The 18,681-nt window shown below is 39.5% G+C and carries 15 protein-coding genes; 10 read left to right on the top strand and 5 right to left on the bottom strand.

The features are described from left to right. Positions 1 to 68: 68 nt before the first annotated feature. On the bottom strand, positions 69 to 317 hold the full coding sequence (locus HDE70_RS00785) for a helix-turn-helix domain-containing protein (RefSeq protein WP_183887436.1): 249 nt from the start codon (positions 315 to 317) through the stop codon (positions 69 to 71). Between the two features lie 100 nt (positions 318 to 417). Between HDE70_RS00785 and HDE70_RS00780 the strand changes: the two genes are divergently transcribed. The 6 genes from HDE70_RS00780 to HDE70_RS00755 all read left to right on the top strand — a co-directional run bounded on the left by HDE70_RS00780 (position 418) and on the right by HDE70_RS00755 (position 8,004). Then, a complete protein-coding gene (locus tag HDE70_RS00780; RefSeq protein ID WP_183867499.1) occupies positions 418 to 627 on the top strand; it encodes a hypothetical protein in 210 nt (69 codons plus the stop codon). A 122-nt stretch (positions 628 to 749) separates the two neighbouring features. After that, positions 750 to 3,056 (top strand): ATP-dependent helicase, encoded by a 2,307-nt coding sequence (locus HDE70_RS00775; protein ID WP_183887435.1) that lies wholly within the window; start codon positions 750 to 752, stop codon positions 3,054 to 3,056. 85 nt (positions 3,057 to 3,141) lie between these two features. Beyond that, positions 3,142 to 3,834, top strand: a complete 693-nt coding sequence (locus HDE70_RS00770; RefSeq protein WP_183867497.1) for a DUF4290 domain-containing protein — start codon at positions 3,142 to 3,144, stop codon at positions 3,832 to 3,834. Positions 3,835 to 3,868: 34 nt separating this feature from the next. Continuing rightward, positions 3,869 to 5,194 carry a UDP-N-acetylglucosamine 1-carboxyvinyltransferase gene (murA, locus tag HDE70_RS00765; RefSeq protein WP_183867496.1) on the top strand — a complete coding sequence of 442 codons (1,326 nt, stop codon included), beginning with the start codon at positions 3,869 to 3,871 and terminating at the stop codon, positions 5,192 to 5,194. A gap of 290 nt (positions 5,195 to 5,484) precedes the next feature. After that, positions 5,485 to 6,357, top strand: coding sequence for a ThuA domain-containing protein (locus HDE70_RS00760; RefSeq protein ID WP_183887434.1), 873 nt, complete (start codon positions 5,485 to 5,487; stop codon positions 6,355 to 6,357). A gap of 117 nt (positions 6,358 to 6,474) precedes the next feature. Continuing rightward, positions 6,475 to 8,004 carry a glycosyltransferase family 39 protein gene (locus HDE70_RS00755; RefSeq protein WP_183887433.1) on the top strand — a complete coding sequence of 510 codons (1,530 nt, stop codon included), beginning with the start codon at positions 6,475 to 6,477 and terminating at the stop codon, positions 8,002 to 8,004. 65 nt (positions 8,005 to 8,069) lie between these two features. Here the strand turns inward: HDE70_RS00755 and HDE70_RS00750 are convergent, their stop codons facing one another. The 4 genes from HDE70_RS00750 to HDE70_RS00735 form a co-directional block, all read right to left on the bottom strand. Continuing rightward, on the bottom strand, positions 8,070 to 9,431 hold the full coding sequence (locus tag HDE70_RS00750) for a pyridoxal-phosphate dependent enzyme (protein WP_183887431.1): 1,362 nt from the start codon (positions 9,429 to 9,431) through the stop codon (positions 8,070 to 8,072). A 158-nt stretch (positions 9,432 to 9,589) separates the two neighbouring features. Beyond that, positions 9,590 to 10,681, bottom strand: coding sequence for a DNA-processing protein DprA (gene dprA, locus HDE70_RS00745; protein WP_183887429.1), 1,092 nt, complete (start codon positions 10,679 to 10,681; stop codon positions 9,590 to 9,592). Between the two features lie 51 nt (positions 10,682 to 10,732). Continuing rightward, positions 10,733 to 11,365: a 16S rRNA (guanine(527)-N(7))-methyltransferase RsmG gene (gene rsmG / locus HDE70_RS00740; RefSeq protein ID WP_317617394.1), complete on the bottom strand. Its 633-nt coding sequence runs from the start codon at positions 11,363 to 11,365 to the stop codon at positions 10,733 to 10,735. Then, on the bottom strand, positions 11,356 to 12,570 hold the full coding sequence (locus HDE70_RS00735; RefSeq protein WP_183887427.1) for a glycosyltransferase: 1,215 nt from the start codon (positions 12,568 to 12,570) through the stop codon (positions 11,356 to 11,358). The genes rsmG and HDE70_RS00735 overlap by 10 nt, the downstream gene beginning before the upstream one ends. Before the next feature lie 36 nt (positions 12,571 to 12,606). Between HDE70_RS00735 and tgt the strand changes: the two genes are divergently transcribed. From tgt to HDE70_RS00715, 4 genes are all read left to right on the top strand, one after another. Continuing rightward, on the top strand, positions 12,607 to 13,737 hold the full coding sequence (tgt, locus tag HDE70_RS00730; RefSeq protein ID WP_183867490.1) for a tRNA guanosine(34) transglycosylase Tgt: 1,131 nt from the start codon (positions 12,607 to 12,609) through the stop codon (positions 13,735 to 13,737). Next, a complete protein-coding gene (locus HDE70_RS00725) occupies positions 13,738 to 14,841 on the top strand; it encodes an LptF/LptG family permease (protein ID WP_183867489.1) in 1,104 nt (367 codons plus the stop codon). Further along, complete coding sequence (locus HDE70_RS00720; protein ID WP_183867488.1) at positions 14,841 to 15,734, top strand: DMT family transporter; 894 nt, start codon at positions 14,841 to 14,843, stop codon at positions 15,732 to 15,734. Before HDE70_RS00725 ends, HDE70_RS00720 begins: the two co-directional genes overlap by 1 nt. A gap of 135 nt (positions 15,735 to 15,869) precedes the next feature. Continuing rightward, entirely contained in the window at positions 15,870 to 18,680 is a 2,811-nt protein-coding gene (locus tag HDE70_RS00715; protein WP_183887425.1) for a TolB family protein, read from the top strand. Position 18,681: the final 1 nt, after the last annotated feature.

Here is an 18,681-nt window from a genome sequence, read left to right as displayed (position 1 = left end):
ATTTAAGCGGTTAAAACTAGAAAAAAATTCCCAGAATAGCTGTAAAAAGATCCTTTCTTTCCTGAATGCTATTGCTCATCCTTTTTAAAAAAAAGACGAATATCAACTTCTAATTTTTCAGCAATCAAGGTCAGCATCGTGATATTTGCATCGGTCAGCCCAAGCTCTATCCTGCTGATCTGGTGGGGATCTACCTCACACCTGAAGGCGAACTCAGAAATTGTCCAGCCTTTTATTTTTCGCAATTTCCTGACATTGTTGCCAACGATTAAGATTGCCTCCTGATTTCGCCTTTTCTTAAAAGTTGCTTTAGCCATTTAATACGAATGAAGCAAAAAAATCATAGCTAAAAAGTACAGAACTGTACTTTTTATTAAAAGATAAAAATTATAGGTTTAGTAATTAAATATATAGCATATGGAAATTAAACTAGATCAAAACAGTTTGCCCGCAGACCAACAACATATCCGGTTCCAGATTGTTCTTCAGGAGCTTCACGGTATATGGCACGAAGGAATATATATTGCCGATGAAGATATTTTCAAAGTGAACGACGACGTCTGGTACGATCTCTGGTCAGAAATTGTAAGATGGGAACCCATTAACCGGGAGATAGGAACCCACTAATTAAGCCAGACGATACTGTTGTAAGCTTCACCGAAAGATAAAAATAAAACATGACCTGATTGAAATAAGAGGTATAGTTTTGTTATTTTTGTACCTTTTCATACGCAAAACAGTATTTCAATTTGGATTATTTAGCAGGATTAAACCCTCAGCAACGTGCAGCAGTAGAGAATACTAAAGGACCGGCAATGATTGTCGCTGGTGCGGGATCAGGTAAAACAAGGGTAATTACATATAGAGTCGCACATCTTATTGAAAAAGGTGTGGATGCTTTTAATATTTTAGTATTGACCTTTACGAACAAAGCTTCGAAAGATATGCGTGAGCGTATCTCAAAAGTTGTAGGTACAGAAGCAAAAAACTTATGGATGGGAACATTCCACTCCGTTTTTGCCAAAATACTGCGTGTTGAAGCAGAAAAAATAGGTTATCCTTCTAATTTTACAATCTATGATACCGATGATAGTAAAAGTCTGATCAGATCTATTCTGCGTGAAATGCAATTAGATGATAAGTTATACAATGCGAACTTCGTGTATAACCGGATATCTTCTGCAAAAAACAATCTGGTCAGTCATGTAGAATATATGAAAAGTGCCGAAATTCAGGCAGAGGACATTAGTAATAAACGTCCTTTGATCGGTTCTATCTATGAAACTTATACCAAACGCTGCTTTAAAGCAGGCGCAATGGATTTTGATGATTTACTTTTCAAAACCAATGTATTGTTAAAAGATCATCCGGATGTATTGAATAAATACCAGCAGAAATTTAAGTACCTGATGGTCGATGAGTACCAGGATACTAACTTTTCACAATATACCATTGTAAAAAAACTGGCAGCAGCTTATCAGAATATCTGTGTAGTAGGTGATGATGCGCAAAGTATTTACGGTTTCCGTGGGGCTAATATTCAGAATATCCTGAATTTTGAGAAAGATTACCCGGATTTAAAAGTTTATAAATTAGAGCAGAATTACCGCTCTACCCAAAATATTGTTGATGTCGCTAATAGTATCATTGCGAACAACAAAAATCAGCTGGAGAAAAACGTATTTTCTGAGAATGAATCTGGTGACAGGATTAAAGTATCAAGAGCGTTTACTGATAACGAAGAAGGTAAAATAGTTGCCGAATCCATCGTTCAGGACAGAACTTCTAAAGGTTTAAATTACAGCGATTTCGCCATTCTTTACCGGACCAATGCCCAGTCAAGAGCAATGGAGGAAGGTTTGAGAAAACTCAACATCCCTTATAAAATTTTTGGAGGATTATCTTTCTATCAGCGTAAAGAGATTAAGGATTTAATTGCTTACTTCCGTCTTACTTTCAATCCGAGTGACGAAGAAGCGATCAAAAGAGTGATCAATTATCCGAAAAGAGGATTAGGTGATACTACAGTTGATAAAATTATAGTAGCAGCCGATCAGCATAACATTACCATGTGGCAGGTCGTCTGTGAGCCGCAAACTTATATTGCCGGCCGGATTGCGAACCAGCTGAATGATTTCTCTGTACTGATCCAGAGTTTCCAGGCTGAAGCTAAAAAACTGGACGCCTATGAAACTGCTTTATATATCGCACAACATTCTGGTATCCTGAAAGAACTCCATACCGATGACAGTGTAGAAGGCCGCAGCAGGTATGAAAACATTCAGGAATTGCTGAATGGTATCAAAGAATTTGCTGAACGTGAAGATATTGAAGACAGAAGCCTTGCTATTTTTATGCAGGATATTGCCTTGTTAACGAATGATGACCGTCAGGACGATAAAGAGAAAGATACCGTTTCAATGATGACCATCCACTCGGCAAAAGGATTGGAATTCAAGAACGTTTTTGTGGTAGGGCTCGAAGAAAATCTTTTTCCTTCGCAAATGTCTCTCAATTCAAGAACTGATCTTGAAGAAGAACGCCGTTTATTCTACGTGGCCATTACCCGTGCAGAGAAGAAACTGACACTTACTTATGCCACTTCACGCTACCGCTGGGGAACGCTGACCAATTGCGAACCGAGTCGTTTTATCAGTGAGATCAGTGCAAGATTCCTGGAACTGGAAGTGGTCAAAGCACCTAAAACAAGTTTATCATCTGATAGCTTTGACGGGGAACGCAGGTCATGGACGCAGCAAAGAGATTCTTTCAGCAAACCTAAACCAGCAGCCTCAGGCTCAGCTACTCAGACCGCTCCTGTAAGACCAAAGACAAGTACGATGCTGCCTACTGCGCACATCCCGACACCTGGTTTTACTGCTGATGCAGCAAGTGCATTTCAGAACGGTATGGAAGTGGAACATGAGAAGTTTGGGTTCGGTAAAATTATCAATCTGGAAGGTACTTTACCGGACGTAAAAGCGACGGTATTTTTCCAGGGATTAGGAAACAAGCAATTGTTATTAAAATTTGCTAAATTGCGGATTGTAAAATAAGCTTTATCTTTAAACCTTATTACAATAAAACAGGGCCAGCGCCCTTATAATCCTCCTTCAGCGAATACCACAAGAAATAAATAGAATGAATTTCGATTACAATACCACAAGAAACGAGTTAATTCTTGCAGAATACGGACGTAATGTACAGAACATGGTGAAGTACATTTGCGAACTGCCGGATCTGGAAGAACGCAATAAATATGCTCAGGCAGTGATAGATCTGATGGGTTTTTTAAACCCTCATCTAAGGGATGTTGCCGATTTCAAGCATAAATTATGGGACCATTTACACATTATCTCCGGTTATAAAATCGACGTAGATAGTCCCTATCCAAAACCAACTCCTGAAATGGCATTGGTTAAACCTTCGCATATCGGTTATCCGCAGCAAAGGATCAAATACAAGCATTACGGTAAAACTGTTGAGGTGATGATCGAAAGAGCAATCGCAGTAGAAGAACCTGAACGCAGAGCAGCATTGGTACAAGGCATCGCTAACTTTATGAAAATGGCTTATGTAACCTGGAATAAAGACAGTGTTGCCGATGAGACTATTCTAAAGAACCTGAGCGAGTTATCAGGCGGTTTACTGCAACTGGAAGAAAACATCAACCTGAACAAGGTAGAATTCAGACCTCCGGTAAACAGAACCTCTACCAATACCAACCGCGGACGCAACAATAACAACAACAATAATAAGGGAAGGCAAAACAATAACAACAACAATAATAACCGCCCGCGCAGCAGCAATCCCAATCCAAAACAAAGACATTAAACGAGCAGATTTAAATATTATAGGTTAATAGCACATGAACGCATTTGAAATTATAGGTGGGAAGAAGTTAAAAGGTGAAATCCATCCGCAGGGGGCCAAAAATGAGGCATTGCAGATTATATCTGCCGTTTTACTAACAGAAGAGAAAATCACTGTAAGTAATATCCCTGACATCAAAGATGTAAATAAACTGATTGAACTTCTGGGTGATCTGGGCGTTGAAGTAAACCGTTTATCAAAAGACACTTACACATTTGAAGCCAAAAACATCGATCTTGAATTCTTTAAATCAGCCACTTTTAAAGCTAAAGGTGGAAGTTTAAGAGGATCAATTATGATCGTAGGCCCGCTTCTTGCACGTTTTGGACAAGCAGCCATCCCTAAACCAGGTGGTGATAAAATTGGACGCAGAAGGCTGGATACTCACTTTCTTGGCTTCGAAAAATTAGGCGCCAAGTTTGTTTATGACGCTAAAGAATCGTTCTTTAATGTAGATGCAACTAACCTTAAAGGTGCTTATATCCTGTTAGATGAAGCATCTGTAACCGGTACAGCTAACATTGTAATGGCTGCGGTACTGGCCAAAGGAACTACAACCATTTATAACGCTGCCTGTGAGCCTTACTTACAGCAGTTATGTAAAATGCTTAACCGTATGGGTGCCAGAATATCCGGAATTGGTTCTAACCTGCTGACTATCGAAGGGGTGACTAAATTAGGTGGCACTGAACATAGAATGTTACCTGATATGATTGAAATCGGATCTTTCATCGGCCTTGCTGCCATGACAGAATCAGAGATCACAATCAAAAACGTATGTTATGATGAATTGGGTGTTATACCTGATGTATTCAGAAAACTAGGGATCAATTTTGAACGCAGAGGTGATGATATTTACATCCCTTCTCAAAAACATTATATCATTGATACTTTCATCGACGGCTCTATTCTGACTATCGCAGATTCACCATGGCCAGGATTCACTCCTGACTTGTTGAGTATCGTATTAGTGATTGCAACGCAGGCTAAAGGTTCGATCCTGATTCATCAGAAAATGTTTGAAAGCCGTTTATTCTTCGTCGATAAACTGATTGAAATGGGCGCTCAGATTATTTTATGTGATCCGCACAGAGCCACTGTAAACGGAATCAACAAACAATATAAATTAAGAGGTATCAGCATGACTTCTCCTGATATCAGAGCTGGAGTTTCGTTATTAATCGCAGCTTTATCTGCTGAAGGTACTTCAACAATCTATAATATTGAACAAATTGAGCGTGGTTACCAGGATATTGACACACGTTTACGTGCATTAGGTGCGCAGATTAAACGTGTTGATGCAAATTCTCCATCACACTAATTTATTTAAAAAATTATATTGCAAAGCCAGGATTTGATCCTGGCTTTTTTTTTCGCCACAATTCCCCGTTGATGCAATTAATCCAGATACGAAGAAATAATTATTATCATAAAATAAAAAAATATCATCTGTATTTAAATAATTGATAATAATATTATATATTAGACATAGTGTTTCTTTTACAATATCAAGAGCAATACTTAGAAAGAAGACCTTAAACCTCTCCTCCTTTTTAAATAGTCAGCTACAATAGGGTCTTTTTGTTATTTCGTCATTAACCTAAACCAAATATGAACAACAAAAATTCACTACTAACTTTTCTGGTATTGCTGTTTTGCAGCTTTTCAGGCTGCAAAAAAAGTGATGCCGGTACTACCGGCCTCTCCAATCAGAATGAGGCAAATTCAAAACAGCAAACAGCCATTCCAGCTAAAGCCGCTAAAAGCTTTAATGTTATTGCCTTCTACAATGGAACATGGGATGCTGCCCATATAAATTTTGTGAAAGAAGCCAATATATGGTTTCCAAAAACAGCTGCTCAAAATAATTTCACTTATACTTCTACCAATGACTGGAGCAAACTGAATGCAGCCAATCTTACTAAATACCAGGTTATCCTTTTCTTAGATGACCATCCACCTAAAGCTCAGGAAGCAGCATTTAAACAATACATGGACAATGGCGGTGCATGGATGGGCTTTCATGTCTGCGCATTCAATACAAATCCGGCTGAGTGGGATTGGTATTACAACAAATTCTTAGGTGTGGGCGGCTTTAAAAGCAACACTTGGGGTCCTACCACAGCAGTCTTAAAATGTGAAGATCAAACTCACCCTTCTACACAACGTCTGCCACAAAAATTCACTTCTTCAGTAAGTGAGTGGTACAGCTGGACAAAAGATTTACGTCAGAATGCCGATATTAAAATCCTGTGTTCTATTGATAACAGCAGTTTTCCATTAGGCACAGATCCAAATCAAAGCTGGTATAGTGGTTATTATCCGGTAATCTGGACGAATAAAAACTATAAAATGATCTATGCTAATTTTGGTCACAATGCGATGGATTACGCAGCGAATGTAGGCAAGTCATCTACATTTGGTAGTGAAACTCAAAATAAATTTATCATTGACGGGCTGTTATGGCTTGGAGGTGCAAAATAAAACGCCATAAAACGATGCTAAAAAATCCCTGCCTGAAAAAAAATCGGGCAGGGATTTTTTATTTCTTTTTGTAACTTCATCAGCACAAGCTTGTCCAATTACAAAAGTTCAGCTTAAATGTATTCCAAATCCCAAACCACCAATTTTCTTATTTTCTTATTTGCCCTGATCAGCCTTTCTCTTCATTTAATTGGCTTAAACAATTATGGGATACACAGAGATGAATTCCTACACATTGCGCTGGGCAATCATCCCGCCGCAGGTTATATGGAAGTCCCTCCTTTTATAGCATGGGTAGCTAGATTTTCAGTCACCTTTTTCGGCGACAGCGCTTTCGCTATCAGAATTATTCCTACCATCTTCGCCGCATTAATAGTACTCACAGCAGGTTTCATTGTTAAAGAAATCGGGGGAAAACATTTTGCAATTACCCTATACGGCCTGGCAATAAGTTTATCCCCGGCATTTCTGGCCACAGGTTATCTGTTACAACCTGTAGTATTTGATCAATTCTGGTGGGTGCTCACCTACTTTTTGCTAATTAAGTATACTTACACCCGGCAAACCAAATATTTACTCCTCCTTGGGCCTGTTATCGGTCTTGGTCTACTAACCAAATATGCGATCCTGTTTGTAGTTATCGCGATCATAGCCGGGCTGCTGCTCAGTGCACAACGAAAAATATTACTCAAAAGACAGCTTTACATCGCGGCATTAATTGCACTCCTGATTTTTGTTCCGAATGTGATCTGGCAATACCTGCATCACTGGCCCGTGCTCACCCATATGAAGGAGCTTACAGAAACTCAACTGGTACACAATACAATTGAAGGATTGATTAAAGCGCAGCTCATCTCTAATGGAACCGCGCTGTTGCTATGGGTACCTGGTTTACTCTTGCTGTTCTTCCATAAAAGCCTGGCACAACTCCGGTGGGTAGGGTTTAGTTATTTTCTGCTTTTAGTTTTACTGATTTATTTCAAGGGAAAACCTTATTATGCTTTTGGCATATATCCGGTAGTCTTTGCGATAAGTGCCTATGCTATTGAGCAAACCACCAAACATCTGAACACTTCATTAAAATATTCAATTGCTTTTCTTCTGCTTTTACCAAATGTCATCTTCATGCCTATGTCCATCCCTATTTTACCCATATACCGGGCCATTGCGTATTTTAAATCCATGCACCTGGATGGTTTCTTATATTGGGGAGACGGAGAAAAACATGAGATTACACAAGATTACGGAGATATGCTTGGTTGGGACGAAATAACTACACTCACAGCAAAAGCGTATACCAGGATCCCTGAGCATCAACGCAATGCGACTACAATCTTTGCAGAGAACTATGGAGAAGCCGGCGCAATTGATCATTTAGGAAAAAAATACAAGCTCCCTCCCGTGGTCTCCCTAAGCAGTAGCTTTACACTTTGGGCCCCTGAGCGTATCGCTTACCAGTATATTATTTACGTGGATGACAAAGGGCAAGTAGAAAAAATTAAGCCAGCCTACGCTAAAGCTGAGCTGATTGGAACCGTCAGTGACAAACTGGCCCTGGAATATAACACAAAAATATGGCTGCTTACTGCACCAAAAGCTGATATCAATCCTATTTATCAATCTTCATTAAAAGAAAAAAGACAATGACAGGATATAAAAATAGCTTGCCAGGAATATCAGGCAAGCTATTTTTATATATTTAATACTATATCTTATGCAGAGATTGCATTGATAATATCATACTGCGTAATAATTTCAAAATTACCATTTTCATCTTCAACCAGTACTGCACTGTTCTCTTTATTGATTAATGAAGAGATTTTATCAATTGAAGTATTCATATCTACAAACGGGAAAGTAGCAGACATAATCTCTTTTACAGGAGCAGATTTCAATGAAGGGTTTTCCAATAATGCTTTCAGGATATCCCCTTCAGCTAATTTACCAACAACCATCCCCTGCTGAGTAACCGGGATCTGAGAAATATTCAGCATGTTCATCGTATTGATAGCTTCTACAATCGTTTTTTCACAATCAATAGTTACAATCTCAGACTGCTCTTTCTTAGCCAGGATAGATTTAGCCGTTAACTTTTCGTCTGTAAGGAAACCACGTTCCCTTAACCAGTCTTCATTATACATTTTACCCATATAACGGCTACCATGATCATGAAAAATCACAACAACAACGTCTTCAGGTTTTAATTTATCTTTTAACTGTAATAGTCCCGCAATTGCAGAACCAGCAGAGTTACCTACAAATATCCCTTCTTTACGGGCAATATCACGCGTCATTAATGCCGCATCTTTATCTGTTACTTTTTCAAAAAGATCAATAATATCAAAATTCACATTCTTCGGAAGAAAATCCTCTCCGATTCCTTCAGTAATATAAGGATAGATCTCATTTTTATCTAAAATACCAGTCTCTTTGTATTTTTTGAAGACTGATCCATAAGTATCAATCCCCCATACTTTAATATCAGGATTCTGTTCTTTTAAATATTTTCCTGTACCGGATATCGTTCCGCCAGTACCTACACCTACTACAAGGTGTGTGATCTTACCTTCAGTCTGTGCCCATATTTCCGGCCCTGTCTGCTCATAATGAGCTTCGGTGTTAGCCAGGTTATCATATTGATTAGGTTTCCATGAATTAGGTACTTCACGCTCTAAACGCGAAGAAACTGAGTAATAAGAACGTGGATCTTCAGGTTCTACGTTAGTAGGACAAACGATTACTTCTGCACCAAAAGCACGTAAAGCATCCACTTTTTCCTTAGATTGTTTATCTGTAGTCGTGAAAATACACTTATATCCTTTGATAATAGCAGCCATAGCCAGGCCCATCCCGGTATTTCCGGAAGTTCCTTCAATGATTGTTCCACCAGGTTTAAGCTTACCGCTTTTTTCTGCATCTTCTATCATTTTTAAAGCCATACGGTCTTTAATAGAGTTACCCGGATTGGTGGTTTCCACCTTAGCCAGTACAGTCGCCTGAATTTCTTTCGTAACGTTATTCAATCGCACCAATGGTGTATTGCCAATAGTTTCTAATATATTATTATACCACATGTTACAAAAGTACGACTTGATTCCTAGAATTTTATTTCTATTAAATATTCGTAATCATATTTTGTATAATCCGGTTTAATAAAATTATATTCTGAATTGATCAGAATAACACTCCCTTCACATCGCTATTATATGGCAAAACATACACCAACAGCGAGCTAAATCAGCTGATATATCTTTCCGGGAAGCGAAATAAGGACACCTTTCATCTCCAGATTAAGCAAATGAAGCGCAAGCTTATCCTGCTGGATATCAGCTTTTAGCCCAAGTTCATCTATGCTGTGCGGAGCCAATTTGAGCAGGTTGATCAACACTTGCTCTATACCAGAAAGTCCGGAAGATAAAGTGCCCTGTTTTACAGGATTTACTGTTTCAGCAGCTTCCCAGCCCATATAATAGACCAGATCTTTAGCCTCGTTAATCATCCCTGCGCGGTTCGTTTTAATCAGAAAATTGCAACCCTGACTATATTCATCAGTCGTGCGGCCGGGAAAAGCATAAACTTCTCTATTATAAGAATTGGCAATTCCAGCAGTAATTAACGCCCCTCCTTTGATTGCTGCCTCTATAACCACGACCACATCAGCCAACCCTGCAATAAGCCGGTTTCGTTTTGGAAAGTTTCCTTTTTCAAAAGTCGAATTCAGCGGAAATTCAGAAAGCAAGCCGCCCTGTTCAAGCATGTCTTTTGCAATTTGATGATGAGCAGCAGGATAAATACGATCAAGCCCATGCCCCAATACCCCCACAGTCGGAATACCATAAGCTAAACTTTGCTGGTGTGCAGCTACATCAATTCCATAAGCCAGTCCACTCACAACCAGCACATCATAATGCTGTAATAAAGCAACCAGCTGCTGACAAAGCATTTTCCCATATGAAGTAGCCCTTCTGGAGCCTACAATGCTGACGATTCTTGGATGATTCAGGTCTGCCATACCCTTATAATATAAAAGCACCGGCGCATCAGCACATTCCTTCAGCCTTTGAGGATAATTCTCATCCGTGTAAAAAAGAACCTTAACCTGATGTTGTTGCAGCAATTTTACTTGTTCCGCAGCCAGCTGAAGTGCATTCGTCTGAAGAATAGCAGTAATTTTTGAAATGCTTAACCCTTCCACCTCTGCTAATTGTGCTTTAGTCGCAGCAAATATAGCTTCAGGGGTTCCAAAATGGGACAGCAAGTGTTTAGCGGTTACCGGCCCTACATTTTTCAGCAGGGTCAGCGCGATTTGACAGATTAAACTCATGGGCTAAATTAATACTTAACCCACTGATACTGGTAATTTATTATCCCTGAATTAACAAGGGATATAAACTACAAATTTAGTCTCGAAGAAATCCTCTTCAAAATAGGCAGCTAAAGGATATAATTCAGCTTTTAGTCTTGATTCTTTAATTTCTTCCTCCAATTCTCCACCTTTTAAATACAAAATACCGTTGGCAATTGCATTTTTTGAGTTTTTATTGAATTTATCTTTGATCCATGGATAAAAATCTATCAGACGGGTAACCGCGCGGGAAACAACGAAATCGTATTTATCATCCACCTGCTCTGCTCTTAAATGAGATGCTTTCACATTCTTCAAACCCAGTGCAGCAGCAACTTCCGTCACAACCTTGATTTTTTTACCGATAGAATCTACCAGGTGAAACTCTGTTTCTGGAAATAATATAGCTAGAGGAATACCCGGAAAACCGCCACCGGTACCTACATCAAGGACTTTCTCCCCTGGTTTGAATGTACAGAATTTAGCAATTCCTAAAGAATGCAGGATATGACGCTCATATAATTCTTCAATATCCTTCCTGGAGATCACATTGATCTGCGCATTCCAGAAACTATATAAATCAAACAACTGATTAAACTTTGCGATCTGATCTGCACTGAGATCTTTAAAATACTTTTGTACGAGGGTTGAACTTATTTCCACTTTACTTTTTTAACAAATATAGACAGAATGCCATTAAACACTAAGAAAATGAACAGTAGAATATCCAAAACAGGAAACCACCATCTCAAATTAGGATAATTCAGGCGTTTGAGCAAACGGGGATAAATAAAACTTCTAATGATCAGGCTCAGTGCGAAAACACCGCCAGCCAGGTAATTAGCAGGTTTAAAAAACATTAATGCGATAAACAGCGCATAGAACAGAAACTGAAATATAATCTGTACGGATAAAATAAATTTATGTTTGGCTTTATAGAATTTACCGGCACCAAAATGTCTTTTCTTCTGTCTCAGATAACCTGAGAAGCTGGTATTCGGCGCAGACCATACATGTGTACTCCGGTTTAAACGAATTTCTGTATTGTGGGCTGTGGCATGTGCATTCACAAATAAATCATCATCACCCGATGGGATGTGCATATGTGCTGCAAAACCTTTATTCTTAAAAAACAGAGACTTTTTATAAGCCATATTTCTGCCTACCCCCATATAAGGCATGCCCTGAATCGCGAAAGCCAGGTAATTGACAGCAGTAAAAAAGGTTTCAAAACGAATCAGGCTGTTCAATAAACCACGTTTACGGATATAAGGGGAATAACCCAGTACAATTGCCGTCTCGTCATTTTCCGGCTGCTGCATTCCTGACAGCCAGTTTTCTGAAGCAGGTACGCAATCTGCATCAGTAAAGACCAGCCATTCATTAGCAGCTGCCTTAATCCCCATAGTAACCGCGAATTTTTTACCAGCAATGAATTTTTCTCCTTCTGCAACCGTCACTACTTTCAGGTGCTTATATTGTGCAACGAAACCTTTCAATACTTCGCGGGTTTGATCCCAGGAACGATCGTTCACAACAATAACTTCAAAATCAGGATAGTTCTGCTGTAAAACTGCGGGTAAAAACTGTGCCAGATTTTCTGCCTCATTACGCGCACAAATAATTACACTCAATGGCTTAGAAGCCTGTGCTGGCAGCTCTTCTACTTTAACAAGGGCCAGTTTTAAATGTATAAATAAACTAAAATACAGCTGAACGGCAAAACAAAAAATGAGGGCACCCAGCAGGCAACTCTCTAGTAAGGTTAATTCCACAATGGTTTTTTTGACAAGCGCCAAATTTCTGATTTTTAATCTGTAATGCAGCCATATATTGATAAAAAAATCGAGAACCGGGTGTTTTTTCATACTTTTGCCGAGATTTTTTGAAGCGTACACACATTTATGAAATTTACCTTACAGGCAAACGACCCTCAGTCAAAAGCAAGGGCAGGAACAGTTACTACTGCTCATGGAGACATCCAAACACCGATTTTTATGCCCGTGGGCACCGCAGGAACGGTAAAAGCCGTGCACCAGCGCGAGCTTAAAGATGATATTAATGCACAGATTATTTTAGGAAATACTTATCATTTATACTTGCGGCCAGGACTTGACGTGCTGGAGGGTGCAGGTGGATTACATAAATTTATAGGCTGGGACCGCCCGATTTTAACAGATAGCGGAGGCTACCAGGTTTATTCTTTGAGTAAAGTCAACAAGATCAAAGAAGAAGGTGTAACTTTCCGTTCACATATTGACGGTTCAAAACACCTTTTCACTCCTGAATATGCTATGGATATTCAACGGACTATCGGCGCCGATATTATTATGGCTTTCGATGAATGTACGCCTTATCCATGTGATTATAAATATGCAGCGAATTCAATCAACATGACTCACCGCTGGTTAAAACGCTGCTGTGCACGTTTTGATACCACTGAGCCTAAATATGGTTTCGATCAAACCTTATTCCCTATTGTTCAAGGATCTGTTTACAAAGATCTGAGAAAGAAATCAGCAGAATTTATTGCTTCAATGGGACGTGAAGGAAATGCGATTGGCGGTCTTTCGGTAGGAGAGCCGGCAGAAGAAATGTATGGCATGACCGAAGTAGTCTGCGACATTTTACCTGCCGATAAACCACGTTATTTAATGGGTGTAGGTACTCCGATCAATATTTTAGAAAATATAGCGTTAGGAGTAGATATGTTCGACTGCGTAATGCCGACCAGAAATGCGAGAAACGGAATGCTTTTCACCAGAAACGGGATCATTAACATTGGCAACAAAAAATGGGCTGATGATTTTTCCCCTATCGATGCAGAAAGTGATTTATACGCTGACCAGGTTTATTCAAAAGCATATCTGAGACACTTAATGCATTCGAAAGAAATGTTAGGTGCACAAATTGCGACTTTGCACAACCTTCACTTCTACCTTTGGTTAGTTAAAGAAGCCAGAGAAAAGATCATCAGCGGCGAGTTTTACGCCTGGAAGAACAAAATGGTGACTATATTAGGGAATAAATTATAAATGAATATCCTCAAGGGCAGATTTAAAATTATTGACCGTTATATTATTGGTAAATACCTGGGTACATTCATTTATACCCTGAGTATTTTCGTGGTCATTATCGTAATTTTTGATTTATCAGAAAAAATGGACGACTTCTTAAGAAGTAAGTTGTCTGCCTGGCAGGTTCTTTCTCAATATTACGCGGGTTCTATTCCGTTTTACGTGAATATGCTCTCACCGCTGATCAACTTTATTGCTGTAATTTTCTTTACCGCAAAGATGGCCGATCAGACTGAGATTGTCCCGATTTTAAGCGGAGGTGTAAGTTTCAATCGTTTTTTACAACCCTATTTCATCTCCGCATTTATCATATTTGCAGCTAATCTGGGCTCCAATTTATATGTGCTCCCCTACACCAATCAGCTCAAAAACACGTTCGAAAATACTTACGTAAAAAAGAACGACCCGACCAGTAAGCTACAGATTCACATGAAATTAGATAACAATACGTATATCTATATGGAGAGTTTTGAGAATAAAACCAAAACAGGTTACCGTTTTATGCTGGATAATTTCAAGGGTGATGTATTGACTAAAAAGGTGATTGCAGATCAGATTAAATGGGATTCGCTAAAACGCAGCTGGAAATTGACCAACTATTCAATCAGAACAATCAACGGACTGAAAGAAAACATGTTTAAAAGTATTGATAAGCCTAAAGATACCATTCTGGATATGCGTCCGGATGACTTCTCTGCTTATGATAACATTTATGAGATCTTAACCAATAAAGAGCTTTCTGATAAGATCAAAAAAGAAAAAACCAGGGGTACAGGTATAGAAAATGATTTACTTTTCGAACAATATAAACGCTGGCTGCAACCCTTATCTGCATTCGTATTAACCCTGATTGGGGTCGCCCTTTCTTCCCGTAAGGTAAGAGGAGGTGTTGGACTGCCTTTAGGGATAGGGATTATATTGAGTTTCCTTTATATTGTGATGAACCAGTTTGCGAAGATGTTTTCGCTCAAAGGCGGGATACCTCCACTGCTGGCCGTCCTGATCCCCACTATATTCTTCGGATTACTGGGTCTTTACCTGTTAAAAAAAGCACCTAAATAATGAAACCGCTCTCTCCTTCGGAAATCAACAGAAACCTGCTGATTCTTCATGCTACTGTTTTTATCTGGGGATTCACAGGAATTCTGGGTGCATTGATTTCGGTTGGTTCGGTCGAAATGGTCTGGTACAGAGTATTAATTGCCAGCATCACGTTACTGATCTATTTTAAAGCTACAAAATTCAGTATCAGGGTAACAAAGAAGGAGTTTCTGCAATTCTTCTTTACAGGTAGTATTGTAGCCCTTCACTGGATCCTTTTCTTTCAGGCTATCAAAGTATCAACAGTATCAGTAACACTGGTGTGCCTCTCCTCTTTCACCTTATTTACAGCTATCCTTGAACCTATCATTAAAAGGACCGCCATTCAGATCGGTGATATCTTTATTGGAATAGTGATCATTTCTGGAATTTACCTGATTTTTCATTTCGAATCCAATTACACCGCAGGTATTATTTTCGGTCTTTCCGCAGCAGTAGCTTCGAGCCTGTTCTCTATTATCAATTCTAATTTTGCACAAAAAAGTGATGCCAAAGTGATTAGCTTTTATGAGCTTTCCGGTGCTTTTTTCTGGATCACTATTTACCGCCTGTTTGACCATAGCCTGCTCAATGAAAGCTTCAATCTGAGTGTTTCTGATTGGATTTACCTGATGATACTTGGCACAGTCTGTACTGCGCTTGCTTACATTGCAGGCGTCTCTGTGATGCGCACCCTGTCAGCTTTCCGCGTTGCACTGGTCAGTAATCTGGAGCCTGTTTACGGGATTATTTTAGCCTTCCTTTTCTTTGGACATAAAGAGACCATGTCTGCCGGATTCTACATGGGTTCTGTCCTGATTTTAGGTGCCGTATTCTTATACCCGATCTACAAGAAACGCCAGAGCAAAAGTTAATTATCTTCCCGGATAACCAGCACTTCCTATTAAATTTAGCTAATAAATTTGTTCATAAATTGTGCGGAATAACTGTATCTTCAGCACAAGGAAAACAACCACTCAAAAAAATAATTCTTTTAGTACAATAAAATAATGCACTATAAAACAAAGAATAACAAATTTATACTCACTGCCTTAATACTACTAATTTCAATAGCGATCACAGATAAAGCCACTGCCCAGATTTTTGGCGGACTACAGAATCCTTTAGGTGTAAACTGGAGACAAATTAACACCTCAGGCTTCCAAATCATTTACCCGGTAGAAATGGAATCCGAAGCACAGCGGATGGCCAATAATATCCGTTATATTTTCCCTAAAGTAGGCCGCAGTCTGAATGTTAGAAAAACCACGATTCCTATTGTATTTCAAAACCAGGGCGTAATTGCGAATGGCTTCGTTCAGCTTGGCCCTAAAAAATCAGAATTCAACACTACCCCGCCCCAGCAATTTGATAGCCAGGACTGGTTGAATAACCTCGCCGTCCATGAATTGCGCCACGCAGCTCAGTTTGATAAGCTGACCAATGGCCGGCCTTATCCATTTCCCGAACAAGTATACTTTGCATGGATGGGGGTAAGTATCCCTTTATGGTTCTTTGAAGGCGATGCAGTATCCAATGAAACGTCCCTGACCGATGTGGGGCGCGGACGTCAGCCTAACTGGATTATGCCTTACCGGACTGCCCTGCTACAAGGAAAAACCCTTTCTTACAGTAAAGCAAATTTCGGTTCTCAAAAAGATGTGACCCCGGGTTATTATCAGATCGGTTATCTGATGGCTTCTCAAATCAGGCAAGCTGCCGGAAAATTTGTTTTCGACAGTGTATTGACTGATATTAAAGATCGTCCGGTACGCATTTATCCATTTGCCAAAAGTCTTAAAAAATTCAGTGGCAAAAACGGTAAGGGATGGTACGAATATACCTCAGCAAAAGTCAAAGCAGATTGGGAAAAGCAAGCACAGCTTAGCCCTGCTAAAGATTATCCGGTATTGAATCAGGAGGCAAAATATGCAACAGACTATTCTCTTCCGGTGAAAATGCCAGACGGAAAAATCCTGGTGCTTAAGCAAAGTAAGGCCATGCCAGCAGCGCTGATGCTGATCGGCCAGGATAAAAAAGAGCAGAGAATACAAGGAATTGGCCAGCAGGAGCAGCCCTGGTTCAGTTATGCGAATAATCTGATCGTCTGGGACGAAGTCAGACTTGATCCGAGATTTCAGCAAAGGAGTTATAGTGTAATCTGCACTTATAACCTGCAAACCAAAAAACTGAATAAGTTAAGTTCTAAATCAAGAATCTTCTCTCCTACCCTTTCTGCGGATGGGTCTAAGATCGTTGCCGTACAAATTGACCTGAGCAATAAAGTACAATTAATCGTCATGGATGCCGCTAACGGTAAAATCATCCGGAAGTATCCGAATCCAGAAAACCTGTTAATACAAACACCTTCTTTCAACAATGATGGCTCTGTAATTACTTATATCAGTGTCAAAGAAGCAGGTAAAGCACTCTGGACAGTAGATACTGATGGTAAGACTACTCAGCTAATCAGTGAAACCCCACAACAGCTAAGCAGACCAGTATTCATCGGTGCAAATATCGCTTTTAATGCCCATTACAACGGAATCAACAATATTTACAGTATAAACGTCAATTCTAAAAAAATAAATGCCCTGAGCGCTTCTAAATACGGTGCCTTCAACCCTTCTGTCATTAAAGGGACGGACAGTATCTTATTTAATAACTATAACCTTTTTGGTTACGAGATTGCACAAACAAAAATTGAAGCACAGCCCACAGGTAAAGACAATTTTGTTTTCTTTGGTGCAGCTGCCGAAAAACAGGAAAATACAGGTAATGTATTTGATAACATTCCGGACAGCAGCTTTACTTCCACCCCTTACCACAAGCTGGGTCACCTGATTAATGTGCACAGCTTAATTCCAGTGATCGAAGATGAATACAAAGGGGGCTTACAGTTCAACTCAAATAATCTGCTGAATACTTTTGATGCTTATGCAGGCGTAAATTACCAGCGCGACCTTGGCCGTTTTGAATATAATGCCGGGGCCAGCTTTAAAAGTTTATATCCTATTTTCAACCTGACTTACAGTAACCGGCCGCGCAGAACTTTTTATTCCACAGGGATGGGCACTAAACAGGGAGACTGGCGGGAGAATTATGTCCGGCTTCAGGCAGTTGTCCCTATTAATCTGAGCGCGCAAAATCACAATTATAATTTTTCGGTGAACGCCGGAACAAGTTATACGCAAAGATATGATGCACAGAATTTACCTGCCAATTTTGTCACCGCTCTCCGGTTTCCATTAGAAACAGGGTTCACCTTTACCCACACAATCAGAACTGCTGAAAGAGATATTGCCCCAAAATGGGCACAGATTTTAAGATTCTCCTATTACAGCCAGCCCTTTGATAAACAGTTAACCGGAGATTTATTTGCAGTAGCAGGTTTTCTTTATTTCCCCGGACTGGCTAAAAACCATTCCTTTCTGGCCAACTTCAATTACCAGGAAGCCACTGGGATCCGGACATACAATAACGATATCAATACGGTTTACGGTTACAACAATATCATGGCGAAAAGCAGGCTTAAAAACACTTTGCTTTTTAATTATCGTTTCCCTCTTTTTTATCCTGATGCAGAAATCGGCCCGCTGGCATATATCAGAAATGTGAGGGGTGGCGTATTCTGTCATTATGAGAATCTGGGTACAGACAGCAATATGTCGCAGCCTAAAACTTATGGATTTGAATTACATGGCAATATGAATCTGCTGCGTTATCAGCCAAATGTTGATTTAGGTACAAGATTTGTGTTTGTAAACAAGGAATATCATCATAATCCTATCTTTGAATTAATTGTTAACTATACTTTCTAAG

The sequence above is a fragment of the Pedobacter cryoconitis genome (assembly GCF_014200595.1).
GTDB classification, from domain to species: domain Bacteria; phylum Bacteroidota; class Bacteroidia; order Sphingobacteriales; family Sphingobacteriaceae; genus Pedobacter; species Pedobacter cryoconitis_C.
This window is presented reverse-complemented; position numbering and strand designations above follow the sequence as displayed.